Source organism: Sphingomonas arabinosi, assembly GCF_036663715.1.
GTDB lineage: Bacteria > Pseudomonadota > Alphaproteobacteria > Sphingomonadales > Sphingomonadaceae > Sphingomonas.
This window is the reverse complement of sequence record NZ_JAXOJN010000002.1, coordinates 84,549-108,293: the sequence shown is the minus strand read 5'-3', so window position 1 is coordinate 108,293 and position 23,745 is coordinate 84,549. Positions and strand designations below refer to the sequence as shown.

21 protein-coding genes and 1 pseudogene are annotated in these 23,745 nt (G+C 66.2%); 9 read left to right on the top strand and 13 right to left on the bottom strand.

Annotated features, from left to right (window positions below; genetic code table 11):
• Nucleotides 1–356: 356 nt before the first annotated feature.
• Nucleotides 357–2,546, top strand: a complete 2,190-nt coding sequence (locus U1708_RS03480; RefSeq protein WP_332742791.1) for a TonB-dependent siderophore receptor — start codon at nt 357–359, stop codon at nt 2,544–2,546.
• A gap of 202 nt (nt 2,547–2,748) precedes the next feature.
• Here U1708_RS03480 and U1708_RS03475 read toward each other — a convergent pair whose 3' ends face one another.
• The 9 genes from U1708_RS03475 to U1708_RS03435 all read right to left on the bottom strand — a co-directional run bounded on the left by U1708_RS03475 (nt 2,749) and on the right by U1708_RS03435 (nt 12,311).
• On the bottom strand, nt 2,749–3,378 hold the full coding sequence (locus U1708_RS03475) for a DUF4198 domain-containing protein (RefSeq protein ID WP_332742789.1): 630 nt from the start codon (nt 3,376–3,378) through the stop codon (nt 2,749–2,751).
• Nucleotides 3,379–3,391: 13 nt separating this feature from the next.
• Nucleotides 3,392–3,670, bottom strand: a complete 279-nt coding sequence (locus U1708_RS03470; protein WP_332742787.1) for a DUF3325 family protein — start codon at nt 3,668–3,670, stop codon at nt 3,392–3,394.
• Nucleotides 3,667–5,262 (bottom strand): PepSY-associated TM helix domain-containing protein, encoded by a 1,596-nt coding sequence (locus U1708_RS03465; RefSeq protein ID WP_332742785.1) that lies wholly within the window; start codon nt 5,260–5,262, stop codon nt 3,667–3,669. Before U1708_RS03465 ends, U1708_RS03470 begins: the two co-directional genes overlap by 4 nt.
• Nucleotides 5,259–5,573 (bottom strand): hypothetical protein, encoded by a 315-nt coding sequence (locus U1708_RS03460; RefSeq protein WP_332742783.1) that lies wholly within the window; start codon nt 5,571–5,573, stop codon nt 5,259–5,261. Before U1708_RS03460 ends, U1708_RS03465 begins: the two co-directional genes overlap by 4 nt.
• Nucleotides 5,570–7,849: a TonB-dependent siderophore receptor gene (locus U1708_RS03455; RefSeq protein ID WP_332742780.1), complete on the bottom strand. Its 2,280-nt coding sequence runs from the start codon at nt 7,847–7,849 to the stop codon at nt 5,570–5,572. Before U1708_RS03455 ends, U1708_RS03460 begins: the two co-directional genes overlap by 4 nt.
• A gap of 125 nt (nt 7,850–7,974) precedes the next feature.
• Nucleotides 7,975–10,197, bottom strand: a complete 2,223-nt coding sequence (locus tag U1708_RS03450; RefSeq protein WP_332742778.1) for a molybdopterin cofactor-binding domain-containing protein — start codon at nt 10,195–10,197, stop codon at nt 7,975–7,977.
• On the bottom strand, nt 10,194–10,685 hold the full coding sequence (locus U1708_RS03445) for a (2Fe-2S)-binding protein (RefSeq protein WP_332742776.1): 492 nt from the start codon (nt 10,683–10,685) through the stop codon (nt 10,194–10,196). Before U1708_RS03445 ends, U1708_RS03450 begins: the two co-directional genes overlap by 4 nt.
• The gene (locus tag U1708_RS03440) at nt 10,682–11,968 is read right to left on the bottom strand and encodes a c-type cytochrome (RefSeq protein WP_332742774.1); all 1,287 of its coding nucleotides are present in this window, start codon (nt 11,966–11,968) and stop codon (nt 10,682–10,684) included. Before U1708_RS03440 ends, U1708_RS03445 begins: the two co-directional genes overlap by 4 nt.
• A 19-nt stretch (nt 11,969–11,987) precedes the next feature.
• Nucleotides 11,988–12,311 carry a hypothetical protein gene (locus U1708_RS03435; RefSeq protein WP_332742772.1) on the bottom strand — a complete coding sequence of 108 codons (324 nt, stop codon included), beginning with the start codon at nt 12,309–12,311 and terminating at the stop codon, nt 11,988–11,990.
• 90 nt (nt 12,312–12,401) lie between these two features.
• On the opposite strand from U1708_RS03435, the gene U1708_RS03430 reads away from it, so the two are divergent.
• The 3 genes from U1708_RS03430 to U1708_RS03420 all read left to right on the top strand — a co-directional run bounded on the left by U1708_RS03430 (nt 12,402) and on the right by U1708_RS03420 (nt 14,702).
• Nucleotides 12,402–13,064: a Fe2+-dependent dioxygenase gene (locus U1708_RS03430; protein WP_332742770.1), complete on the top strand. Its 663-nt coding sequence runs from the start codon at nt 12,402–12,404 to the stop codon at nt 13,062–13,064.
• 151 nt (nt 13,065–13,215) lie between these two features.
• Nucleotides 13,216–13,914, top strand: coding sequence for an OmpW/AlkL family protein (locus tag U1708_RS03425; protein WP_332742768.1), 699 nt, complete (start codon nt 13,216–13,218; stop codon nt 13,912–13,914).
• An 8-nt stretch (nt 13,915–13,922) separates the two neighbouring features.
• Complete coding sequence (locus U1708_RS03420; protein WP_332742766.1) at nt 13,923–14,702, top strand: sterol desaturase family protein; 780 nt, start codon at nt 13,923–13,925, stop codon at nt 14,700–14,702.
• Between the two features lie 97 nt (nt 14,703–14,799).
• Here U1708_RS03420 and U1708_RS03415 read toward each other — a convergent pair.
• Nucleotides 14,800–15,375 (bottom strand): annotated as a pseudogene (locus U1708_RS03415) (ATP-binding cassette domain-containing protein); the annotation flags it as partial.
• An 848-nt stretch (nt 15,376–16,223) separates the two neighbouring features.
• Complete coding sequence (locus U1708_RS03410) at nt 16,224–18,011, bottom strand: ABC transporter ATP-binding protein/permease (RefSeq protein ID WP_332742764.1); 1,788 nt, start codon at nt 18,009–18,011, stop codon at nt 16,224–16,226.
• Between the two features lie 121 nt (nt 18,012–18,132).
• Between U1708_RS03410 and U1708_RS03405 the strand changes: the two genes are divergently transcribed.
• From U1708_RS03405 to U1708_RS03390, 4 genes are read left to right on the top strand one after another with little or no spacing between them, the layout of a single operon-like run.
• On the top strand, nt 18,133–19,716 hold the full coding sequence (locus tag U1708_RS03405; protein WP_332742762.1) for a cytochrome ubiquinol oxidase subunit I: 1,584 nt from the start codon (nt 18,133–18,135) through the stop codon (nt 19,714–19,716).
• 14 nt (nt 19,717–19,730) lie between these two features.
• Complete coding sequence (gene cydB / locus U1708_RS03400; protein WP_332742760.1) at nt 19,731–20,870, top strand: cytochrome d ubiquinol oxidase subunit II; 1,140 nt, start codon at nt 19,731–19,733, stop codon at nt 20,868–20,870.
• 25 nt (nt 20,871–20,895) lie between these two features.
• On the top strand, nt 20,896–21,018 hold the full coding sequence (gene cydX, locus U1708_RS03395; RefSeq protein ID WP_082470763.1) for a cytochrome bd-I oxidase subunit CydX: 123 nt from the start codon (nt 20,896–20,898) through the stop codon (nt 21,016–21,018).
• A 55-nt stretch (nt 21,019–21,073) separates the two neighbouring features.
• Nucleotides 21,074–21,784, top strand: a complete 711-nt coding sequence (locus U1708_RS03390) for a Crp/Fnr family transcriptional regulator (protein WP_332742754.1) — start codon at nt 21,074–21,076, stop codon at nt 21,782–21,784.
• On the opposite strand, the gene U1708_RS03385 is transcribed toward U1708_RS03390, so the two are convergent.
• The gene (locus U1708_RS03385) at nt 21,781–22,317 is read right to left on the bottom strand and encodes a hemerythrin domain-containing protein (protein WP_332742751.1); all 537 of its coding nucleotides are present in this window, start codon (nt 22,315–22,317) and stop codon (nt 21,781–21,783) included. The genes U1708_RS03390 and U1708_RS03385 overlap by 4 nt on opposite strands.
• Nucleotides 22,318–22,377: 60 nt before the next feature.
• Nucleotides 22,378–22,992, bottom strand: coding sequence for a hypothetical protein (locus U1708_RS03380; RefSeq protein WP_332742749.1), 615 nt, complete (start codon nt 22,990–22,992; stop codon nt 22,378–22,380).
• A 168-nt stretch (nt 22,993–23,160) separates the two neighbouring features.
• Between U1708_RS03380 and U1708_RS03375 the strand changes: the two genes are divergently transcribed.
• Entirely contained in the window at nt 23,161–23,724 is a 564-nt protein-coding gene (locus U1708_RS03375; RefSeq protein ID WP_332742747.1) for a GNAT family N-acetyltransferase, read from the top strand.
• Nucleotides 23,725–23,745 lie beyond the last annotated feature (21 nt).

Sequence of the window (23,745 nt, the reverse complement as noted above, 5' to 3'; positions counted from 1 at the left end):
GCAGGCACGAGGACGTGCAAGCTTCCGCCGGCACCAATGAAATGCGGGCACCAAGAAAGCACGTAACTCCTGCATTATACGACGACGTCCGACCCTTTATGGCAGACCGGCTTCCTTAATTGGGTTTCGTGGCAGGATGGTTACGGTTCTGGGTCAGTCCGGTGGCACCAGCGCTCGTCGGCCCGATAGCGGATCCAATGCTGCCGACGTTGTCACATCAAGGCGTTCGATGACGGGCGCGCCACCCGACCCGCTCAGATCCAGCCTGAACCGCCAAGCCTTCCTGCTGTTGATAGTGACTTGCATTAGGCATTGAGACCATTCATGAGGCCGCGAAAGGTTCCTGGGGAAAACGAATGTCCGCCTTACTCGCTGTTATGATGACCGCAGCCAATCCAAACGCGGCGCCCGTCGCCCTGCCCGATCCCGTCGCCCTGCCCGATCCCGTCGCCGACCCCGCGCAACGGACGAGCCAGTCGAACGACGAGATCGTCGTCACCGGCGCGCGGACCGAGGGTAGCAGCGACTACACGATCCCCGGCCAGACCACCGCGACGCGCCTCAACCTGACGCTGCGCCAGACACCGCAGTCGGTCAGCGTCGTCACGCGCGCGCAGATCGAGGATTTCCAGCTCAACGACGTCAACACGCTGCTTGCCACGGTACCGGGCATCAACGTGCAAGCCGGCGAAACCGATCGCGTGTATTTCTCCGCCCGCGGCTTCGACATCCAGACGTTCCAGGTCGACGGTATCGGCGTGCCGTTCGCGTTCGGCATTCAGACCGGCTCGATCGACACCGCCTTCTACGATCACATCGAAGTGGTCCGCGGCGCGCCTGGTCTGCTGTCCTCGACCGGCAACCCGTCGGCGGTGGTCAACTTCATCCGCAAGCGTCCAACCAAGGACCTTCAGGTGCGCGCGAGCGGGCAATATGGCTCGTTCGATCAGTATCGTGGCGAGGCCGATGTGAGCGTGCCGATCACCAAGGACGGCAGCGTTCGTGCACGTGCGGTTGGCGCGTACCAGGACGGTGACAGCCATCTCGACCGCTACGGCCTGCGCCGCTGGGTCGGTTACGGTATCGTCGAGGCGGATCTGGGGGCCAACACCACGGTCAGCGCAGGTTACGGCCATCAGGACCACAAGAGCCGCGGCGCGATGTGGGGCGCGATCCCGATCACCTACAGCGACGGCACGCCGCTGGACTTCGCACGTTCGTCGAACGTCGCCCCCGACTGGTCGAGCTGGAACGTCATCGATCGCCAGATTTTCGGGGACATCACGCACCGCTTCGGCAACGGCTGGGTCGCCCGCGCCAGCGCGATCCGTCGCGCAACCGACGAGAACAACACGCTGTTCTACGTTTACGGCAACCCGCTGCGGAACGACGCGGACGGCATCGGTATAGATCCCGCAACCGGCTTCCAGGTCGGGATCCAGAGCTACCCCGGCAAGTTCCGCGCGACCACGCGCAACCTGACGATGGAAGCATACATCGCCGGCCCCGTGACGTTCCTGGGTCGCGAGCACGAGATCAACATCGGCGTGAACCGCAGCGCGCAGGAATATATCCAGCAGTCGAGCTACGACGACAGCACGATCGGGACGTACCTACCCTATCCCGACCTGTTCGCCGGCAACTTCCCGCTGCCCAACTTCCCGACGGAGTTCTCCAGTGCGCCGGCTTCGAGCCAGAACACGCACACACGACGAGAGACGGCCTATGGCCTCATTCGCTTCAACCCCGGCGACGCGGTGAAGGTGATGTTCGGCGGCAACGTGACTCACGCCAAGAGCACGGGCTTCTCCTACGGCACGAACACCGATTTCGATGCCACCCGGTTCCTGCCCTTTGCGGGCGCGACGGTCGACGTGACGCGCAACCTCAGCGTCTACGGCAGCTACGCGACGATCTTCAATCCGCAGAACCAGCTCCTCGACCTCAACCGGCGCATCATCGATCCGATCGAGGGTGAAAACCTCGAACTGGGGATCAAGGGCGACTGGTTCGCCGGGCGGTTGAACGCAACGGTGGCGGTGTTCAAGACGAGACAGAACAACACCGCCGAGGCGGCGGGCATCGTCGTCGAGAACAACGTCACCCGCACCTATTATGTCGGCATCGACGCACAGTCGGAAGGCGTCGAGATCGACGTCGGCGGCCAGATCGCACCGGGTCTGCAGATGACCGGCGGCTACACGGTGATGCGGATCGAGGATCCCGAGGGCAATCCGGTGCGCCGCTACGTCGCACGAAATACCGGGCGGCTGAACCTCAGCTACACGTTGCCGATGCTGCCCGCCCTCAAGCTGGGTGCTGCCGCGCAGTACCAGAGCCGCATCATCTCGCCGACCGGGCTGGGCCGGCAGGGCAACTACGCGTTGCTCGACCTGCTGGCGGCGTACAATATCACGCCGCAGATCTCCGCTGCGGTCAATCTTCGCAACGTCACCAACACGAAGTACCTGACTGCGACGAATTTCGACGGCGGCTATTACGGCGCCCCGCGCTCGGTGATGGGTACGATCAGCGTACGGTACTGAGGGCTGCGCGATCACGGGGCGAGGAACGCACGGACCTAGGTCCAGGCGTTCCTCGCTTCCGCGCGTCGAGTGGCATACCTTATTGATGGCTCAACGGAGAACCATCTTAGCCAATCTATACTTACACGCTCGCTAAGCCGGCGCCGATGTCGGCACCCACAGTCGATCAAAGTTCTACGGCCTCACGCTTTAAAACAGCGTGTCAGCGTGCGACGTACGAGGTCGTCGTGATCCGGTACACGGTCTGTGCAACGCCGCCCGGCAGCGAGACCGGACCGTCCTCCTTCTTGCTGGCGACGAGAAGATAGCGTCCCGGCTTGGCGGCGCCCGTATCGAGCACCCCGGCAGCATCGGTCGTCAGGTCGGTCTTCGAACGGTCGGGCGCATATAGCGCGACGGTTGCGCCTACCACCGGCTTGCCGTCGCGCGTCAGTATGAAGCGCGAAGCGTTCGCCGTGACCGGGGCGAGTTCGAACGGCAGTTTGGCCAGCGGCTCGGCGCGGCCGGCACGCGCGTAATAGACCACGCCTTCCTTCTTCCCGTCCTGGCCCCAAGGTGCGAACACCGAATCGTCCGAGGCCCGCACGTCGCCGGCCGGCACTTTCGCTTCGAGGAACCCTGCGCGCCGGGTCAGGACCGCGTTTGGCTGCGCAAGTATCCGCGGCGCCTTCAGCTTGGCGAATTCGGGATCGCCGCCGGCGGGCATCGGCTCGCCCGGCTCGCCTAGATAAATGCGCGCGGGGCCGGTGCCATCGCGTTCGATCCAGATCTCGTGCGCGGATGCAGTCGAGGGGAGGCAAAAAATGAATGCTGCGATCAGGGGGAAACGCATAATCGAGTCCTTTCTAACGCCGCGCGTCGCGTGCGGGGATGAAGTTGAGGGCCAGGAAGGCGATCCCGGCCCCCGCCATGATCGAGCCCACCCACAGGATCGGCCCGAAGATCCACCCTCGGGCGAGCATTGCAGGGACCACGCTGGCAATCAGCGCGAGCCAGCCACCGGTCCGGAACGTCCTGCGCCGTCTCTGAGGACACGCGCCGAACCGGCGGCGATGATGCGCGTCGGTGGCGAGGCCGAGCAGCACGAACGCCGCGGTTGCGAGCAGGAGCGACAGGACGCTCATTCGGCGGGCTCCAGAACCTTGGCGGTGGTAACGGCCCTGGGGTTGCGAGCGCGCTTCGCAGCAGGGTGATGGCGCGAGACGCGGCGGGCGAGCAGCAGGAAGGCGAGCCCGAACACCATGATCGTCGCGTCGATGCCCGCGATCATCAGGTCGCTGATCGCCAGCGAAGCGAACAATCCGCGATCGGTCGCGACGACATCGTATATCGGCAGCGCGACCAGCAGCACGCCGGTCGCCGCGAACAGCAACCACCAGGCTCTTGCCGGCTTGACGACGAACGCCATCAGCGCGGCCACCGCCCAGGCGATGAACAGCGTATGCATCTCCCAGTCGGCCCGCGCGCGCATCGTTACGGGGAGCAGGCGGTTAGCCCAGAAGAAGCACGCGATCCCGAGCGGGAAGCCGCCGATCACGGCGACGTTGAGCCACTCGACCAGGCGAAATCCGATATGCGGCCGGGTCGGATCGGGCAGGCGTTCGCGGCGCTTGACGGTCCAGAGCACGAGGCCACTCGCGACCATCAGCGTCCCGGCGATCCCGCACAGGAAATACAGCCAGCGGCCACCGTCGCCTGCGAACCGTCCGGCATGCAGGCCGATCATCGCTCCCGCGGTCTCGGCAGCGGCGCCCGGTGGCGGCGAGCGCCAGACCAGGCGCCCCGTCACGCCGTCATAGGTCAACCGCGGCGTCCGCGACGACAGCATCGAATTGGCGCTCTGGCTGACCGACACGCGCGCGGCGGCGTCGCCGGGATCGCTGACTTCGATGAAGCTGGCAGGCGCGCCGAGCCGGCGTTCGGCATCGGCCGCGATCCGCCGCAAGTCGATCAGCGGCGCGGCACGGCCAGTCCGCTCGACCACCGCAGCGGTCGGGAACAGCGTGGCGAACACGGTGCGCTCGTCGGTATAATTGGCGACGACCGCCCACGGCATCAGCAACGCCATCAGCGTAACGAGTCCCGTATAGGTGATCATCAGGTGGAACGGCAGCGCCAGCACCGCGGTCGCATTATGCCCGTCGAGCCACGATCGCTGCCCCTTGGCGCGCCGTAACGCGAAGAAATCCTTGAAGATCTTCTTGTGCGTGACGATCCCACTGACGATCGCGACCAGCATCATCATGGTCGCGAACCCGACCAGCCACCGCGCCCAGATCACCGGCATGTAATGGAGGTCGAAATGGAACCGGTAGAAGAACTCCCCGCCCCGCGTCTCGCGCGCTTGGGCGACCTGTCCGTCGGCGCCGATCAGCGCTTGGGTGTCGCGCCGCCCGCGCCGCCCGCCCCGTCCCCGCTCTTCACCGGGCTTCGGCTGCGGTACCCAGAAGACTTGCGCACCGGGCGATCGTTCGGTCGCCACCGGGATGATCCAGCTTTTCGCGTCGGGCGCTTTCCTCGCGAGAAACGCCTGCGACCCCGCCAGCACGCGCATCGGCTGTTCGACGCGTGCGATCTCCGGCCGCATCCAGCGGTTGAGACCCTCGCGATAGAACGCGATCGTGCCCGCGACGAACACAAGGAACAGGATCCAGCCGAGCAGCAGCCCGGACCAGGTGTGCAGGAAAGCCTGCGACTGTCGAAAGCCCTTGCTCATAACCGCCCCGTCGCGTCGATCGACACCCACGCGATCGCCGCGGCGACACAAGATGCGACGACCAGCGTCCAGATCGCCCGCCAGCCGCTACGCGCCGCGAACGCCCACATCGCCGCGACCGCGCACAACGCGAGCGCGATCAGCGCGGCGGTGACGCTCGCCTCGGCACGATCGCCGGGCAGCAGCCGCGCGATCGCCATCGCCCACAGGCTCGCCGTCGCATAGCCGAGCGGCACCGCCGCGACGACGCGTAGCGCGATGTCGCCACGACGCGCCCAGCGCGCGCGGGCATGCGCGTCGCCAGCCGTCATTCGAAGCTGTACCGAAGCGTCGCGAACGCGGTGCGCGGGCTGCCATAATAATTGCCGCGACCGGTGGCGGCGATGCGGGCATAATAGCTCTTGTCGAGCACGTTGGCCACGTTGACCGAGACACCCAGCCGCTCGCTGAACTTGTAGCCCGCGCGCAGATCGAGCACCGCATAGCTCGGCTGGCGCACGATCGTGGAGCGCGTACGCAACGTGCCGTCGGTGTTGAACACCGCTGCATTGCCGCCGAAGGTCGAACTGAACCATGTCACGCTGCCACCGAGGCTTGCGCCCGCTAGCGGCCCGTCGACCGGCGCATAGTTGGTGAACGCCTTGATCATGTGCTTCGGCACGATCGGCACCAGCGACAATCCTTCGAACGCGACGTTCTGGTCCTCCAGATATTTGGTCTTCGTGTAAGTGTAACCGCCGTTGATCCGCCAGCCCGGCAGGATCTCGCCGGTCGCCTCGGCCTCGATACCGCGCGAGCGGACCTTGCCGGTCTGCAGCACGACGGTCGCGATGTCGGGATCGTTGAACAGCCGGTTGGTCTGCGTGATCTGGTACGCCGCCGCCGACAGGAGCAGGCGATCGTTCATCAAGGAGAGCTTGGTTCCCGCCTCATATTGTGCACCGATCAGGGGCTCGATCTGCTGCCCGTCAGGACGTGCCCGCCCGACCGGTGCTGCCTGCGGCGTGAAGCTGTCGGCATAGCTCGCATAGAGGTTGAGTTGCGGCGTCACGTCCCAGACGATCCCGGCATAGGGCGTGAAGCGGTTGTCGACCCCGTAGCGCGTCGACGGCGGCAGGACACCGCTCGGCGTCAGGAGTGTGCTCGTCGTGGTATCCCACCACGTCACGCGGCCGCCGCCGACCAGCGTCAGGCCGGCGAGCGGGCTCAGCCGCATCTGCCCGTAGATGCCGTATTGCTCGATGTCGGTGGAGGTACCGCCATAGGCCTGAAGTACGCAATTCGCCGGCGCCGGAGTGATCGCGGTGCTGGTGTTGGGGCATGTCGCACCGCTGCCCTGCACCGGGTAATAGGGCGAGGCACCGTACGGGTTCAGCGGCGGTTCGAACGGTGACACCGGATTATACACGTCGATCCGCGCATAGTTGGACAATCGCGTGTTGTACGACGTCCCCGAACTTGCCTGGTAATCGGTGCCGAGGATCAGCGTCTGGTCGCGTCCGAACAGCGGGAAGCTGCCGATGCCGTTGTAGTCGAACGAACGCGTCTGTTGCTTGCTGTCGCCGCGATAGGCGATGTGGCTGGTCGAACCGTTGGTCGCCGTGACCGGCTGGCTGCCGATATAGCTGTAGATGTCGACGCGATCGACATCGGTGAACAAGCCGGTCGCGCGCAACGTCCACCGATCGCTGACCTTGTGCGTCAGTTCGGCAAACCCGGTCCAGGTTTCGGCGTTGAACCGGTTCCAGTCGGCGCCGAGATAGGTCGATCGCTTGACGTCGAGCAACTGCCCGTCGCTGCCGTCCAGGCCGCCGACGATACCGGGCAGGCCCGACTGCACCGCTGGACGGAAGCGATCGTAATAGCCGCCGACCGTCAACGTCGTGCGATCGCCGATCTCCAGCGAACCGACTGCGAACCCGCCGATGCGGTTGCGGTGCGCGGTATCGAAGAACTGGTCCTGGTCCTGCGCCATCGCGCCGACGCGAAGCCCAGCCTTGGTCCCGATCGGCGTCGAGACGTCGAGTTCGAACCGCATATTGTCATAGCTGCCGGCACCCGCGCTCGCCTGCATCCTGAACGCGTCGAGGGGTCGTTTGCGCACCATGTTGATGCTGCCGGCCGGGTTACCGGAACCGCTGAACAGCCCAGCAGGGCCACGGAGCACTTCCAGCCGATCGTAGAAGAACAGGTCCGGCACGGCGGATGGGAAATTGAACGCGAAGCTGGGGACGCCGTCGATCAGGTAATTCGAGATCGCGAACCCGCGCGAGAAGAAGGACGGGTCCTCGCTGCCGACGCCGTTGACGGTGATGCCGTTGGTCGCGGTCAGCGCGTCCTCCAGCGTGAACAAATTCTGCGCCTCGATCTGCTCGCGATCGATCACGGTGATGGTGTTCGGCGTGTCCTTGAGTGGCGTCACGGTCTTGCCGACCTCGCGACCGTAGCTCTTGCCGAGGACCATGATCTCGTCGGATCTCTGAGCGTTGTTCGAGGTATCGGATGCTTCGACCTTGGGGCTTTCCGCTACAGTCGAAGGCGACCCGACCAATGCCGCGCTAGCCAGTAACACATTCGTCAAACTCATACTGAACCCCCGTTGATGAGGGAGCCCTAGATCAATCGCTTTTGCGAGTCACTATCAATCTAACGCTTTTGTCATAATCCATGTCACCGTTTAGCAAAGGAATGCCACGCGGTCGACCGTGGCGGTTACACCTGCAAGGACATCTGGCCTATCAACGGCATACTCCTCGGTCGTACCCCCGTCGCCGAGGCGAGGGCATTTGCCAGCGCGGCTGCGGTCGGACCTTGGGCGCACTCGCCCGTCCCCAGAAACGGCGTGCCCGGACGGTCGATGACGTCGACCGTCACGCGGCGCGGTGCATCGTCGAACCGGAGTATGGGATAGGTGCTCCAGTCGTAATCGGTCCGGCGCGCACCGTCATGCCCCGCCGCCTCGAACGCGGTCCAACTCAGCGACTGGACGATCCCGCCTTCAACCTGGTTGCGGATGCCGTCCGGGTTGACCGCCTCGCCGCTGTCCACGGCAGCGACCGCACGGTGGACGATCAGCCTGCCCTCGTCGGGGATACGCTCGACGTCGAGCGCGACGGCGCAATAGGCGCCGTGGTTCTTGTAGCGCGCAAAGGCGAACCCTCGCCCACGATTGGGTTGTGGTCGGTATCCTGCCCAACCGAACCGTGTTGCCGCCTGCCTGATCACCGCTGCGGCACGCGGATCGTCGAGGTGCGCCAGCCGGAACGCGACCGGATCACGCCCCGCTGCGGCCGCCAGTTCGTCCATGAAGCTTTCGAGCGCGAAGATGTTGAGGTGCGCGCCGAGCCCCCGCAAGGCCGAGACGCGCACCGGCATGTCAGACAGGAAGTGGCTGACGATGGTCTGGTTGGGAAAGCGATAGAGCGGAATAGCGTTACGGTCGCCGCCGCCATTCGGCTGCGGGATCGGTTTGGGTGGCGTCGGCGTAAAGGGCGGCACCATCTCGGCGCCAGCGAGCAGGTCGCCTGCCGCCGTAGGGCGGGTGCTGTGCGTGTTGCTCCACACCTGATGCCGCCAATCGACGATCCGCCCCGACGCGTCCAGTGCCGCGTCGACCTGCGCAAGCATAGCCGGGCCAAGCGGTTCCCAGCCATGTTCCTGTTCCCGGCTCCATTGCAGCCGGACCGGCACGCCGGGCATCGCGCGCGCGATCAGCGCGACATCGCCAGCGACATCGTCCGCGCCGTTATGCCCGTAGCACCCTGCTCCTTCGCGGTGGACGCACCGGACGCGGTCGGCCGGCATCGCGAGCAGTTCGGCGATCGCCTGGCGCAGCGGTTCGACGCCCTGGCTATGCGTCCAGACCGTCAGTCGGCCCTCCTTGAAAAGCGCCACGGCACAGGATGGTCCTATCGCGCCGTGCATCAGATAAGGGCGGTCGTAGCGCGCCGACAGCCGCCGGATGCCGAGCGCCGCGGGATCGTCGCGACGCGTGTCGATCACCTGGCTTTCACGGCGCATGGTCAACAGTCCCGCCGGCATCGGGGACAGCGCCGGCACCGCAGCATCGCGCGCCCAGCGGCCGCGATTTGCAATCCGAAGCGCCTGCTCGAGCGGCCATTCCCGCGGTCCGACGATCGCGGCGAACTGGCCGACCTTAATGATTTTGCTAACGCCCGATTGCCGGCGCAGCGCTGCAAGGTCGGGCGTCAGTCGCGTGCCGGACGAGGGGCCGCGCAACACGCGCGCATGCACCATGCCGGGCAGCGTCATGTCCTGCACATAGCTCGGCAAGCCAGTCAGCTTTGCGGGCAGGTCAACGCGCGGCACCGACCGCCCGATCAGTCGTCGTGCCTCCTGACGCTTTCGCGGCACGTCGGCGCGCGCACGCACCGCGAGCGATGTCGATGCGGCAAGCTCGGCATAGGTCGCGCGCCGTCCCTTCCCGTCCAGCACGGCGCCGTCACGGGTGAACAACGTCGTCGCGGTCACGCCCCACTGCGCCGCTGCGGTCTCGGCGAGCAACAGCCGGACGTTGGCAGCGCCGTTGGCGATCGCGGTGCCGCTTTGTTCGAGCGTCTGGCTACCCGCAGTCACGCCCTCGTTGGGCGTCAGCCTGGTATCGGCAGTAATCAGATCAACGCGTTCGATCGCCACGTCGAGTTCGTCGGCAGCCAATTGCGCCATCGCGGTCTTTACGCCGGTCCCGAGCTCGACCTTGCCGGTGAACACCGTCACGCGACCGTCCGGTGCGATACGGATCCACGCATCGAGATCGGGAAACTTGGCCAATGTTCCAGGCAGATCGGGCGCGACCGTCGGGGGTCCGCCACTGCCTTCGCCGCCGCCGGTCTGTGCCAGCGCGGTAGCCGGTGCGAGCGAGAATGCAACCAGCAGCCCGCCCAGCACATCGCGACGTGACGCCTGCCCGCTCATGTCACCGGTTCCGCGGCATCGACCACCCCGCCGCCGCGCATCACTGCCGCGCGCCGAACCGCGCGCAAAATCCGCATGTGCGTGCCACACCGACAAAGCGATGGCGCCATCGCCGTCCGCATCTCGTCTTCGGTCGGCGTGGTCGTCTTGCGCAGCAGCGCTTCCGCACGGGCGATCATCCCGGGGATGCAATAGCCGCATTGCGCCGCCTGCTCGTGGAGGAAGGCACGCTGGACGTCGCCGGGTCTGGCGGCAGTCCCCAGCCCCTCGACCGTGGTAACCTTGCGCGTCCCGATCGCACCGACGGGCACCAGGCACGAGAATACCGGCCGATCATCGACCAGCACGGTGCACGCTCCACACTGCCCCAGGCCGCATCCGAACTTTGCAGCATGGAGATGAAGATCGTCGCGAAGGACGTAGAGCAGCGGGGTAGCGGGATCGACATCGACACGCGCCGCCGCCCCGTTGACGGTCAAGTCGATCATTCACCCTCCTTGCGCGCCTTGGCGACGTCTTTTTCAAGGTCTTTCCAAGCAGGGCCAGTGCCGTGCCGCGCCTGCAGATATGCCACGATCTCCGCCACCTGACGGTCGTCCAGCGCATCGGCATAGGCCGGCATATAGGGCCCGCGCGCCGAAACGGGCGGACGCAGCCCCTTCAGGATGATCTGGATCGTGTCGCGGGGGTTGTCCTCGTGCAGCGGCGTGCCGAGCGGCAAGGCCGGACGCCCCGCAATCATCATCGCCGCACCCGGCTCGTGACACACCGCGCAGGCACCGTCGTACAGACGCGCACCAACCGGATGCCGCTGCGATGCCGATGCCCGACGATCGGGAAGCGGCGGCTCGACGCGCGCGGCCGGCGCGTCGCGCATTTGCCACGCGTAATAGGTTGCGAGCGCACGCACATCCGCCGGCGCAGCACGCGCCAAGTTATACGTGACCGGCCCCATCGGTCCGGCGGCTGCGGCGTGTGCGGTACTGAGCCCGGTACGGAAATACGCATCGAGCCGGTCCACGGTCCATGCCCGAACTGCCGGGGATCGCGCGTTGATCGGGGGGGCATACCAGCCACCCGACCACCCGCCATCATAGGCCTCGGGACCACGCTTCTCCTGCTGCAGCAGGCCACGCGGACTGTGGCACGCGGTGCAATGCGCCAACGTCTCGCCGATGTAGCGACCCCGATTCCATTCGGCCGACTGGCGAGGATCGGAAGCGATCGGCTGCGGTCGGAAGAACAGCAGCTTCCAACCGGCCAGCAGGGGGCGAAACCCGAGCGGCGGGATCATCGTATTGGCCGGCGGTACCGCACGCACAGCCGGCCGGGTCATCAGGAACGCGTACAGCGCGGCCAGGTCGTTGTCCGTAACGTTCGCATAATGGGTGTACGGAAAGGCTGGATACAGATGACTGCCGTCGCGCCCCACACCCTCGCGCATCGCACGGTTGAAAGCAGCCGGTGACCATTCCCCGATCCCGGTTGCAGGATCGGGTGTGATGTTGCTGCCGTAGACCGTCCCGAACGGCGTCTTGACCGGGTACCCGCCCGCATAAGGACGCCCCGCCGCCGACTGGTGGCAACTGACGCAATTCCCCAAACGAGCCAGACTGGCCCCGCGCGCGACCAGCGCGGTGTCGAACAGCCTGGGATCGGGCCGCGTCACGACCGCGATCGCCGGCCGGTAGGCGATGATCGCAAAGACCACGCCTGCGCAAAGCACCAGCGCGATCGCCATGACCGTGCGCGTGATCCCGGACCGGCTCATCCTCGTCTATGTCCTTGGATCAGCGTTCGCCCTCGCCTTCACCTTCGCCGCCTTCGCCACGTTCGTTTTCGCCACCCTCGTACTCGCCTTCGCCACGCTGGCCGGCATGCTGTTGCGCGGCGCGGGCGCGGCGGGGGTTGCGGACGACATGCCGCGACTTGGACGAGCGGACCACCTGACGACCTTCGCCTTCACCCTCGCCCTCGCCGCGCTCGTTCTCACCGCCTTCGCCGACCTGGTCGACCGACGAGGCGAGCGGCTTGGCCGCAGCTTCGGTCAGCATCGCCTGGCCCGATTGCGCGACTACGAAGGCACCGACGCCCATCCACAATTTCGTACGCATGGTATTTCCTTACTGGCCAAGGCGTTGGTCGCCCGGGATCGAACTGATAGGGCGCGCATCCAACCACATGCCGATGCCACGAGACTCCCTATGCTGATTATGGTTGCCAACGTTCTGGATGCCGACAATCTCCAATCGCTGCGAGATAATCTCGGCAAGACCCGCTATGTCGACGGGCGCCGGACCGCCGGTCGCGAGGCGCGGCCGGTCAAGCGCAACGAACAGGTCGACCGCAGCGACCCGCTGCTCGCCGAGATGCAGGACCTCGTGATCGACCGGCTGCTGGCGAACCCGCTGTTCCGGATGGCGACGCGGCCGCACGTGGTGCGCCCCCCGCTGTTCAGCCGTTACGAGCCCGGCATGGCCTATGGCAGCCATGTCGACGACGCGATCATGGGCGGGATGCGGACCGACGTTTCGGTCACGATCTTCCTGTCCGAGCCCGACACGTACGAAGGCGGCGAGCTGGTCATTGAATCCGCGGCGGGCGAACAGGACGTGAAGCTGGCGGCAGGCGATGCCGTGGTCTATCCGACGACAGCGCTGCACCGCGTCGCCCCGGTCGTTTCCGGCGAACGGCTGGCCGCGGTCACCTGGGTTCGCAGCCTGATCCGCGATGCCGACGCCCGCGAGCTGTTGTTCGATCTCGAAACCGCGCGACATGCCCTGTTCGAACGCCTCGGCAAGACCCCCGAGTTGGACCTGCTGGCAAAGACCCAGTCGAACCTGCTGAGGCGCTGGGCCGAAGATTGAGCATCGCTGGACGATAGGTCCACACGGCCGCGCAATCGTCGGCGGCCTGCACGACGTCTTTGACCGCGATCAACCCGCTCCTTGTCCGCGATCAACGCCCGTGCCGAGCCGCGCGCGTAGCCCGGCCGCATTGGATTACAGGAGCCGGATCATGACATCGTCGATCAAGAATTTCGCCATCGGTGCGGCAATTGCGGGTATGGCCGTAGCGGCCCCCGCTGTTGCGCAGACAGACCCTGCAACCCGCCAAGGCATCGCCGCCGGCGACGTCTTGATCCGCGTCCGCACGATTCTGGTCGCACCGAACGAAAAGTCCGGCAGCATCCTGCCCGCCTTTCCCGGCGAACGGCTCAGCGTCGACAACAGCGTCATGCCCGAGGTCGACATCACCTACATGGCGACCGATCACATCGGTTTCGAGCTGATCGCATCGACCACCAAGCACCACGCCGATGGCCGGACCGGCACGACCGGCTCGATCGGCAAGCTCGCCTCGACCTGGGTATTGCCGCCTACGCTGACCGCGCAATATCATCTGAACCCGACGGGTAAGATCCGCCCCTATGTGGGTGCGGGGCTGAACTACACGATCTTCTGGAACGAGAAGGCATCGGATGGGCTCGTCGCAGCAGTCGGATCGACCGGCGTTCGCATGAAGGACAGCTTCGGCTGGGCGGCGCAGGCCGGCGTCGATATCGACATCACGCCGAAAGTGTTCCTGAACCTCGACGTCAAATACATCGACATCGACACGACGGCGCGGCTGCGGACGACGGCAATCGGCACGCAGCGTGTCGCGATAAGTCTCGATCCCCTGGTGTTCGGCGTCGGGCTCGGCATCCGGCTGTGACAAGCGGCATGCCGGAGCGAGCGGACCCGTTCTGGCGTCGCTCGCATCACCTCGACCGCATGACGTTGCGCGAGTTGGTGATCGCATATCTCCAGCATCACGCCATCCTCGCCTATCTGGCGCTGGTCGCGACGGCGGTCGGCGTCTTCGCGTGGCGTCCGGGGGAGGCGGTGCCGACCGTCGCGACGATCGCGCTGGTCGTGCTCGCCTATCCGCTGATCTGGTACGCGCTGCACCGCTGGGTGTTGCACTCGCACTGGATGTTCAAGACGCCGTTGCTGGCGGGCGTGTGGAAGCGGATCCATTACGATCATCACCGCGATCCCAATCATCTGGAGGTGCTGTTCGGCGAGCTCTACACCACGGTGCCGACGCTGCTGCTGGTCGCCGCGGTACCGGGCTGGCTGATCGGCGGGATCGGCGGCGCGGCGGCGGGGTTCGCGACCGGGCTGCTGTGCACCTGCATTTACGAGTTCTTCCACTGCATCCAGCATCTCTCGTACAAGCCACGGGTCAAATGGCTGGCGGTCATGAAGGCGCGTCACATGGAGCATCATTTTCACGACGAGACGGGCAATTTCGGGATCACGAACTTCGCCTGGGATCGTGTGTTCGGTACACTCTATCGCCGGGTCGAGCGGCTGGCGAAGAGTCCGACGGTCTTCAATCTCGGCTATACCGACGCGGTCGCGGCGCGGTATCCGTGGGTAGCGCGACGATCGCATCCGACGCCGGCGCGACCGCGAGTTGCCGATCGCAGAGCGCGACCAGCGCCGGACGGTGGCTGACCATCACCAGCCCCTGCCCTGTCCTGGCCAGCCGGGCGGACAGGCGTTCGGCGACCCGCCGCTCGGTAGCGGCATCGAGCCCCTCGGTCGGTTCGTCGAGCAACAGCCACGGCGCGGGGGCGAGATAGGCCCGCGCGAGTGCCAGCCGGCGCCGCTCCCCGCCCGAGAGACGCACGCCGTGTTCGCCGATCCAGCTATCGAGGCCGTCGGGCAGCGCCTCGACCATGTCGGCCAGTGCGACGTCGGCGAGCGCCGCCCACATGACCGCATCGTCGGCCAGCGGGTCGCCGAGCGCGAGGGTGTCGCGGATCGTGCCGGCCAACAGCGCGGCGTCCTGGGGAGCCCACCCGAACGTCGCGCGACGGACGGCGAGCGGAACGTCGGCGATGTCCCTGCCGTCGATGAAGGCCGTACCGGGTTCGATCGTTCGCAAGCCGAGCAGGCTTTCCACGAGCGTTGTCTTGCCCGTCCCCGACGCGCCGATCAGCGCAACGCGCGTGCCGACTGGCAGGCGCGTGCCGAGCAGCGCGACCGACGGACCGGTTCCGCTCGCGGCCGTTTCGCCCTCTTCGACGACGCCGGGCAGCAGGTCGTTCAGTCGCGCTACAGCCTCGCGCACCGCGCTCCGTTGCGCGAGGCTGCGCAAGACCGGCCCCGCCCCGTCGATCGTCATCACCGCCGCCAACGCACACATGGCTGCGATCGGTGCGCCCTCTGGTGCAGCCAGGATCAGAGCCGCTAGTCCCGCCACACCCAGAGCGACCGCCTGGACGAACTCGAACCAGCCTGCCACGCCAGCCTGCGCGCGTTGCGCGTCCGCGAGACGCTCGCTGCATGCGTCGACCGCAGCCATAGCCTGGGCCTCGACGCCATAGCAGCGAAGTTCTGCGGCGGCGTCCGCAACACTGGCAAACGCGTCCTTCAACGCTCCGTTCGCCCGCTGCACCTTGTGCCCGGGTGCTTCGAGGCGTCGGGCAAGGAAGGCCGCGACCACCAACAAGCCGGCCAGGCACAGCAATAGCGCCACCACCGGCCGCCACCCGCCCAAGACACACAAGAGCAAGCCACTCGCGAGCGCCGCGATCATGCCGGGCACCGCAGAGAGCCGGACGAATTGCGCCTCGACGACGTTCACATCCTGGACGATGCGGGCAGTCGCCTCACCCTGGGTCAGCGCCAGCGCGTGGTCTGCGGGGCCCCGCGCGAGACCGAGGAACAGTGCGGGACGAATGCGGGCGAGCGCGCCGAACGCCGCGTCGTGGCTGGCGAGCCGCTCGCCATAGCGTCCGGCGGTGCGAAGGATCGCGAGCAGGCGGATGCCCGCGCTCGGCAGCATGTAGTTGAAGCCCTGCGCGGCGACCGTCCCGGCAAGGCCGGCTAGCGCGGCAGCGGTGATGAACCAGCCGGACAGCCCGAGCAGCACGATCGAGGCTATCGCGACGACCGCCGCATAGCCGCTCGCGCGCCACAGGCCACGGCGTTGCCGGCGACGCTCCCCGGCGATCAGCGTGTCGAACGCGGTCATGCCCGCTCTCCCAAGTCGATGACGACGTCGGCGATCGCGGCCAGCCGTGCGCTGTGCGTCGCGATGATCGTGGTGCGCCCGACACAGGCCCGCGCGATTGCTGCAATGAGCTGCACTTCGGAAGCAGCGTCGAGATGCGCGGTAGGCTCGTCGAGCAACAGCACGGGCGCCGGCTTCAACAGTGCGCGGGCAAGCGCGATCCGGCGCCGTTCTCCCCCCGACAACTCGCTGCCACGCGCATCGATCACCGCGCCCAACCCTCCGCGTGCTAGCAGCATAGGTGACAAACCGGCGTTACGCGCGACTTCGGCGATCCGCTCGGCCGATGCGGTCGGGTCGGCGAGTGCTATGTTCGAGCCGATCGTCCCCGGCAGGATCAGCGGCGACTGCCCCATCCACGCGGCGATCGGCGCGATGCTGCCGATCTCGATAAGGTCGAGCACCACGTCTTCCCCCCTCCCTGAAAGGGAGGGGTTGGGGGTGGGTAGGCCAGCTTTGGTCACCACCGTTGGATAATGTGGAAGCCGACCCACCCCCGGCCCCTCCCTTTCAGGGAGGGGGGAAGAAGTGCCGATCGTGACACGTCCCTCGGACAAGGGCGCCAGACCGAGCAGCAGATGCAACACGCTGCTCTTGCCGCTCCCCGAGGGTCCCACCAATGCGACGATCATACCCGGTTGCGCCTCGAACGAGACGCGAGACACCGCCGCGCGGTCCTGGCCGTCATAGCGGATCGCGACGGACTCGAAGCGTATCGTCGGCGCCGCGCGGGACCATACGGGCACGACCGGCGGAGGCACGGCCTTGGCCTGCTCGACGTCCGCCAACCGCTCGGCCGCCGTCTCCGCAGCTTGCCGATCGTGATACGCCGCCGCCAGCCGCCGCATCGGCGCGTAGAACTCCGGGGCCAGCGCCAGCACGAAGAACGCGCGACCAAGATCGAGTTTTTCGGGCACTGGAAACGGCAACAGGCCCAGCAGGTTGAACCCGGCATATACCGCGACCAGCGCAACCGACAGCGCGGCGAAGAACTCCAGCGCGCCCGACGACAGGAACGCGACGCGCAGCACGCGCATCGTGCGCCTTGCAAGGTCCTCCGAAGCATCGCCGAGCGCAGCGGCCTCGCGCGCCTCCGCGCGAAAGGCCAGCACGATCGGCAACGCCCCGATCCGGTCCGCGAACAGTCCCGACAACCGAGCCAGCGCGACGAACTGACGGCGCGATGCATCCGCCGCCGCGCCGCCGGCGAGGATCATCGCCGCCAGAAACGGAAAGAACGTCGCGACAAGGATCGCCGCGGCGATCGGGCTGGCAATGGCGGTAGCGGCAAGCACGATCAGCGGCGCGGCCGACGCCGCCATCCGCGCGGGAAGGAAGCGCGCGACATAACCGTCGATCGCATCGACCTCGTCCACCGCCGCACTCATCAGCGTGCCCGTCGTGGCGTTCGATCCGGGTACACGGTGGAGCGCCGCGTCTATGATCCGCGGTCGCAACCGCGTCTTCGCCCGGTACGCCCCGCTCGCGCCGACGTGAGCCGCCAGCATCGCGGACGCACCGCGCGCGATCGCCGATACGCCGGCGAGCATAACCCAGGGCAACATCGCCTCGATACCCTGCGGAACTGCGACCACTCCGCCGGCCAGCCCGGCCGCGAAACCGATCGCCGCAACCGTATCGAGCAACAGCAAGCTCGTCGAAAGCCGAACCCCGCCGCCGTCGGCCACGACCTCCTTTAGATAGGCGCGTGAAGACCGCGTGCGGCCATTGGCAATACTATTCATGCCCATTGCCATCGGGGGAGCGCCCATGCGCGTCTTTGACCGCGGTCAATGTTCGCGCCGTCACCCGCGCCTAGCCCGGCTTCCAGACACGGCCGTCGACGGTCGTGTGGGGAGCATAATTATGGACCTTGGGGTCATCGACCTATCGCGGCTGCAATTCGCGCTGACCGCCTTGTACCATTTCCTGTTCGTGCCGCTGACGCTCGGGCTGTCGATGATGCTGGTCATCATGGAAGCCGTGTACGTGATGACGAACCGGCCGATCTGGCGCGTCATCACCCGGTTCTGGGGCCGAATTTTCGCGATCAACTTCGTGCTGGGCGTCGCCACCGGGCTGACGATGGAATTCCAGTTCGGCACCAACTGGTCGTATTTCTCGCATTATGTCGGCGACATCTTCGGCGCGCCGCTCGCGATCGAGGGACTGATGGCGTTCTTCCTCGAGGCGACGTTCGTCGGGCTGATGTTCTTCGGCTGGGAACGCCTGTCGAAGCTCGGCCACCTCACGGTCACATGCATGGTCGCGCTCGGCACCAACTTGTCGGCGCTGTGGATCCTGGTCGCGAACGGCTGGATGCAGAACCCGACCGGCGCCGAGTTCAACACCGACACGATGCGGATGGAGGTCAGCGATTTCGGCGCGGTGCTGTTCAACCCGATCGCGCAGGCGAAATTCGTCCATACCGTCAGCGCGGGCTATGTCTGCGCCTCCGTCGTGGTGCTTGGCATCTCGGCCTTCTGGCTGCTCAAGGGCCGCTACATCGCGGTCGCGCGCCGCTCCATGACGGTTGCCGCAGCATTCGGTCTCGCCGGGTCGCTGTCGGTCGTCGTGCTCGGCGACGAGAGCGGCTATGCGCTCACCGACAACCAGAAGATGAAGCTCGCCGCGATCGAGGCCGCGTGGCACACCGCCCCCGCCCCCGCCGGACTGACGCTGTTCGGCTTGCCCGACGTCGCCGCGCACGAGACGCGGTACGAGGTGCAGGTGCCCTGGGTACTCGGCCTGATCGCGACGCGCAGCCTCGACAAGGAGGTTACGGGGATGTCCGAACTGGTGCTGAAGGCGCAGGAGCGGATTACCTCGGGCGTCATCGCCTATGACGCGGTCGAGCATCTCAAGATCGACCGCACCGACGTCGCGCAGCGTGCCCGGTTCGAGGCGCACAAGCGTGACCTAGGCTATGCTTTGCTCTTGAAGCGCCACGTCGCCGATCCGCGCATGGCAAGCCCACAGCTGATCGCCGCGACCGCATGGGACGTCGTGCCGAACGTCCCGCTGATGTTCTGGAGCTTCCGGATCATGGCGTTCATCGGCTTCTTCATGATCGCGCTGTTCGGTGCCGCGTTCGTCCTGACCTCGCTCAGGCTGCACACGCAGACACGCTGGTTCCTCAAGCTCGCGGTTATCGCAATCCCGCTGCCGTGGATCGCGATCGAGCTGGGCTGGATGCTTGCCGAGATCGGTCGCCAGCCTTGGGCGATCGAGGGCGTCCTCCCGACGTTCTTGGCCGCATCGTCGCTGACCCGCGGGGTGCTGTGGACGACGATCATCGGCTTCACCGCGATCTACGGCACGCTCGCGGTAATCGAGGTGCGGCTGATCCTCGCGACGATCCGAAAAGGGCCGTTCGAGCATGACGAGGATCCGAAGCCCGTCGTCGGCCTCGTTCCCACCACGCCTCCCATTCTCCCCCTGGCCGCCTGACAGGAGACACGACGATGTTCGATTATGAAACGCTGCGTCTGATCTGGTGGGCGCTGATGGGAATCCTGCTGATCGGTTTCGCGCTGACCGACGGCTTCGATCTCGGCGTCGCGGCGCTGCTCCCGTTCGTGGGGCGCACCGATGCCGAGCGGCGGATGGTGATCAATTCGATCGGCCCGACGTGGGAGGGCAACCAGGTGTGGTTCATTCTCGCGGGCGGCGCGATCTTCGCGGCGTGGCCGTTCGTCTATGCGATCAGCTTCTCGGGCTTCTACCTCGCGATGTTCCTCGTCCTCGCGGCGCTGATCCTGCGACCGGTCGGGTTCAAATACCGCTCGAAGCGCCCCGATGCGGCATGGCGCTCGCGCTGGGACTGGGCGCTGTTCGTCGGCGGGTTCGTCCCCGCGCTCGTGTTCGGCGTGGCGGTCGGCAATGTCCTGTCGGGCGCGCCCTTCCGCCTCGATAGCGACCTCCGCGCGTTCTTCGACGGCAGCTTCCTCGGGCTGTTCACGCCGTTCACGCTGCTGTGCGGATTGCTATCGGTCGCGATGCTGGTGCTGCACGGCAGCGCGTGGCTGGCGATCAAGATAGAGCGCGGCCCGGTGCACGATCGCGCGCGCAAGTTCGGCACGGTAGCCGGCCTCGCGTCGCTTGCGCTGTTCGCGATCGGCTGGGCGTTCGTGGCCTATGGCGACATCGGCTACCGCATTGTCGGCGCGATCGATCCCTCGGGGCCATCCAATCCCTTGCGCACCACCAGCGAACTCGCGCGCGGCGGCTGGCTCGCCAATTACAGCCTGTATCCGTGGATGATGATCGCCCCCGCACTCGGGTTCGGTGGCGCGGCACTCGCCCTCTTCGGGATCAGGCGCGGATCGGAAGGCGCCGCTTTCGCCGGATCCTCGGCGTCGGCGCTCGGCATCATCGCGACCGTAGGGCTGTCGATGTTCCCATTCATCCTGCCGTCGAGCATCGACCCGCACTCGAGTCTCACGGTCTGGAATGCGTCGTCGAGCGCCAAGACGCTCGGTATCATGCTGTTCGTCACCGTCGTGCTGTTGCCGATCGTCGTCGCCTACACCGCCTGGGCGTACAAGGTGATGTTCGGCCGAGTGACGACGCAGGAGGTCGCGACCAACCCCGATTTCTACTGACCGCGTTCCCTAAGGATATCTGATCATGTGGTATTTCACCTGGGTCCTCGGCCTCGGACTCGCCGTCGGCTTCGGCATCCTCAACGGCATCTGGCACGAGTTCCATCTCCCGATTGAGGACGATGCCGACGCACCTGCAAACTCGTAACGGCCGCGTAAAGATTTCGCGCGGATATCGCGGGCCTTCATACTATACTGGATCAATGGCTCACCACGACATCTGCGCGGACTGCGCGGTCCGCGATCAGGCGCTCTGCAGCAGCCTCAGCGATGTCGAGCTGAGTACGCTCAATACGCTCGGACGCCGTCGCAAGATCGCGCGCGGCCAGACGCTGATCTGGGCCGGCGATGAGAGCATCATCTGCGCGAACCTGCTGTCGGGCGTGCTCAAGCTGGTAGCTGCCACGCCCGATGGTCGCGAGCAGATCGTCGGGTTGCTGTATCCTGCCGATTTCGTCGGCCAGCCCTATGCCGGCCAAGCCGATTTCACGATCACCGCAATGACCGAGTCCGAGCTGTGCATCTTCCCACGCGACGCGTTCGAACGCGTGCTGGAGGATCATGCGCGGATGGAGCGCCTGTTGCTGCAGCGGACGCTGGCCGCGCTCGGCGTCGCGCGCACGCGGATTTTGTCGCTCGCGCGCCAATCCGCGCAGGAGAAGATCGCCGGCTTCCTGCTCGACATGGCGTTGCGCGCCAGTTCGACGGGATGTCGCGCGACGCCCGACGGGCCAATGACGTTCGACCTTCCACTGACCCGCGGCCAGATCGCCGACGTACTGGGGCTGACGATCGAGACGGTCAGCCGCCAGATGACCCGGCTCAAGACCGCTGGCGTAATCGCCCTTCCCGGCGGCCGCGCGATCACGATCTCCGATCCCGATGCGCTCCAAGGTCGCGCCGAAGCCGCCTAAACCGCGCTACGCTCGCAAAGCCCGCGTACCAGCATGTCCCGCGCGTCACGCGTCAGCCGCCCGGCGCCGAGCGTCAGGATCGCGAGTTGCGTGAAGTCGATCGCCTGCCGGCACCCGTCGAAGAAACTCCGCAACATGTACCCGAACGCCTCCGCGCACGGTGCCGAGACGCCGGACAAGGCGGCAAGAATGTCGTCGGCCTGGATCGCATCGCTCACATGACGCGCCCGCATCCGCGCCACGACCGCGGCGGTTAGCGGATCGCCCAAACCACGCGCGAACAGCGCAGCGATCAGTGTATCTTCGTCGCGCGGGTAGCTGACGAAGACGGCGCGCAGGTCACGACAGACCACGTCGGTTTCGGCATCGGACAACCGGCGGGGCAACGCATCGGCGCACGCCTCCAGCCGATCGCATACGTCGCGAACCCGGGCGTGGGCCGCGATCAACCGCGCCAGATCGAGTTCGTGGATGACATGCCAGCGCCCCGCAAACGGCACGACGCACGCGGCAAACTCGTCATGCTCGGTCATCGCGGCTCTCCATGAGCCTAAGTGGCATTCCACTTCGCGCGACACATTGACGGCGGTCAATCAGGCGACGCGGTCCGCGACCTCTCCCCCGCGCAGCCGATCGCGGAACTCCGCCAGCCGCGAGCGGTACCCATCCGCATTGCCATATTCGAGGAACTCGTAATAGCGATGCAGCGGATCGCTGACGCGGAGCGCATGCTTGATCGGGCACCAATATTGTTCGGTCCGGCTGCTGACTTCGCGGACGAACCCGATCAGGCCGTTGGCATAGGAGCAGAAGGCGCAGTTCATCGCCTCGATCCGGTTGAGATAGCCTAGATGCGCGCGGTCGAACATTATGTAGTCGCCCCGCCGGACCCGCGCGATGCCGTATGCGCGAAAGCAGATCGCCTGATACGCGCTGACCCAGAGATCGACGATCACCAGCGGCACGATCAGCGAATAGATCACCGGCGCGGTGACGATCGAGACCAGGTCGGACCGCGCGACGAAGCGCAGCACCGACACTTTCAATTGCCGTTGCGCATCGAGCACGCCGTGTTCGAAGCCGACGATCCGGCCGGTGATCTCGACGCCAAGCGCGCGACGCCGGCTTTCGATCTCGCGGTCGAGTTCGCCTTGAAGCCGGACGATCTCGTGCGCCATGTCCTGCATCCGCTGAATGTCGATCGTCATGCGGTCTCCTCAACGGGCACAGATCGCCCTTCGACGCCAGCCTAGCGTCCGCCGCGCCCGTCAGTAGCGTCGGAAACTACGTGTTTCCCGACGCTGCGGGGGCGCCGGCCTTGTCGTTAGGCATGGGGTGCATCGCCATCGCGATGGGTAATTGCAAAGGACATCAAGATGGTCGAATTCGTCAGCGAGCGGGCAGACGCCACGCAAACACCATCGGCCGTGTCGTGGAGCGCGGATCTTACGGCGCGCAGCGGCTATGTCTTCTACGTCCGCCCCGCGTCACCCGCCGACGAACCCGCACTGGGAGAATTCTTCGAGCATGTCGACAAGGAGGACCTCCGGTTCCGCTTCCTCAGCGCGATTCACAAGGTCGGCCACGACCAGCTTCGCGCGCTCGTCACGGTCGATCACGAGCATACCGAGAATTTCCTCGCCTTCGATCCCGCGACCAACCGGATCGTCGCGACCGCGATGCTGGCGGCCGACGAGAGCCTTACCCGCGCCGAAGTCGCCATCGCGATCCGCACCGACTTCAAACGCCGCGGGATCAGCTGGACCCTGCTCGATCACGTCGCCGCGTTCGCCCGTGCGAAGGGTATCGCGACCCTCGAATCGATCGAGAGCCGCGATAATCACCAGGCGATCGATCTCGAACGCGAACGCGGCTGGATCGCGTCCGCCTGTCCGGGCGATCCGGCTTCGATGATGCTGCGGATGACGCTGTCAGCCTGACCCCGATACCGATGCCGTCAT

Bases quoted from the DNA above. Each gene is read 5' to 3' on its own strand.
- U1708_RS03480 (WP_332742791.1), top strand. From the start codon at position 357: ATGTCCGCCTTACTCGCTGTTATGATGACCGCAGCCAATCCAAACGCG.
- U1708_RS03475 (WP_332742789.1), bottom strand. From the start codon at position 3,378: ATGCGTTTCCCCCTGATCGCAGCATTCATTTTTTGCCTCCCCTCGACT.
- U1708_RS03470 (WP_332742787.1), bottom strand. From the start codon at position 3,670: ATGAGCGTCCTGTCGCTCCTGCTCGCAACCGCGGCGTTCGTGCTGCTC.
- U1708_RS03465 (WP_332742785.1), bottom strand. From the start codon at position 5,262: ATGAGCAAGGGCTTTCGACAGTCGCAGGCTTTCCTGCACACCTGGTCC.
- U1708_RS03460 (WP_332742783.1), bottom strand. From the start codon at position 5,573: ATGACGGCTGGCGACGCGCATGCCCGCGCGCGCTGGGCGCGTCGTGGC.
- U1708_RS03455 (WP_332742780.1), bottom strand. From the start codon at position 7,849: ATGAGTTTGACGAATGTGTTACTGGCTAGCGCGGCATTGGTCGGGTCG.
- U1708_RS03450 (WP_332742778.1), bottom strand. From the start codon at position 10,197: ATGAGCGGGCAGGCGTCACGTCGCGATGTGCTGGGCGGGCTGCTGGTT.
- U1708_RS03445 (WP_332742776.1), bottom strand. From the start codon at position 10,685: ATGATCGACTTGACCGTCAACGGGGCGGCGGCGCGTGTCGATGTCGAT.
- U1708_RS03440 (WP_332742774.1), bottom strand. From the start codon at position 11,968: ATGAGCCGGTCCGGGATCACGCGCACGGTCATGGCGATCGCGCTGGTG.
- U1708_RS03435 (WP_332742772.1), bottom strand. From the start codon at position 12,311: ATGCGTACGAAATTGTGGATGGGCGTCGGTGCCTTCGTAGTCGCGCAA.
- U1708_RS03430 (WP_332742770.1), top strand. From the start codon at position 12,402: ATGCTGATTATGGTTGCCAACGTTCTGGATGCCGACAATCTCCAATCG.
- U1708_RS03425 (WP_332742768.1), top strand. From the start codon at position 13,216: ATGACATCGTCGATCAAGAATTTCGCCATCGGTGCGGCAATTGCGGGT.
- U1708_RS03420 (WP_332742766.1), top strand. From the start codon at position 13,923: ATGCCGGAGCGAGCGGACCCGTTCTGGCGTCGCTCGCATCACCTCGAC.
- U1708_RS03410 (WP_332742764.1), bottom strand. From the start codon at position 18,011: ATGAATAGTATTGCCAATGGCCGCACGCGGTCTTCACGCGCCTATCTA.
- U1708_RS03405 (WP_332742762.1), top strand. From the start codon at position 18,133: ATGGACCTTGGGGTCATCGACCTATCGCGGCTGCAATTCGCGCTGACC.
- cydB (WP_332742760.1), top strand. From the start codon at position 19,731: ATGTTCGATTATGAAACGCTGCGTCTGATCTGGTGGGCGCTGATGGGA.
- cydX (WP_082470763.1), top strand. From the start codon at position 20,896: ATGTGGTATTTCACCTGGGTCCTCGGCCTCGGACTCGCCGTCGGCTTC.
- U1708_RS03390 (WP_332742754.1), top strand. From the start codon at position 21,074: ATGGCTCACCACGACATCTGCGCGGACTGCGCGGTCCGCGATCAGGCG.
- U1708_RS03385 (WP_332742751.1), bottom strand. From the start codon at position 22,317: ATGACCGAGCATGACGAGTTTGCCGCGTGCGTCGTGCCGTTTGCGGGG.
- U1708_RS03380 (WP_332742749.1), bottom strand. From the start codon at position 22,992: ATGACGATCGACATTCAGCGGATGCAGGACATGGCGCACGAGATCGTC.
- U1708_RS03375 (WP_332742747.1), top strand. From the start codon at position 23,161: ATGGTCGAATTCGTCAGCGAGCGGGCAGACGCCACGCAAACACCATCG.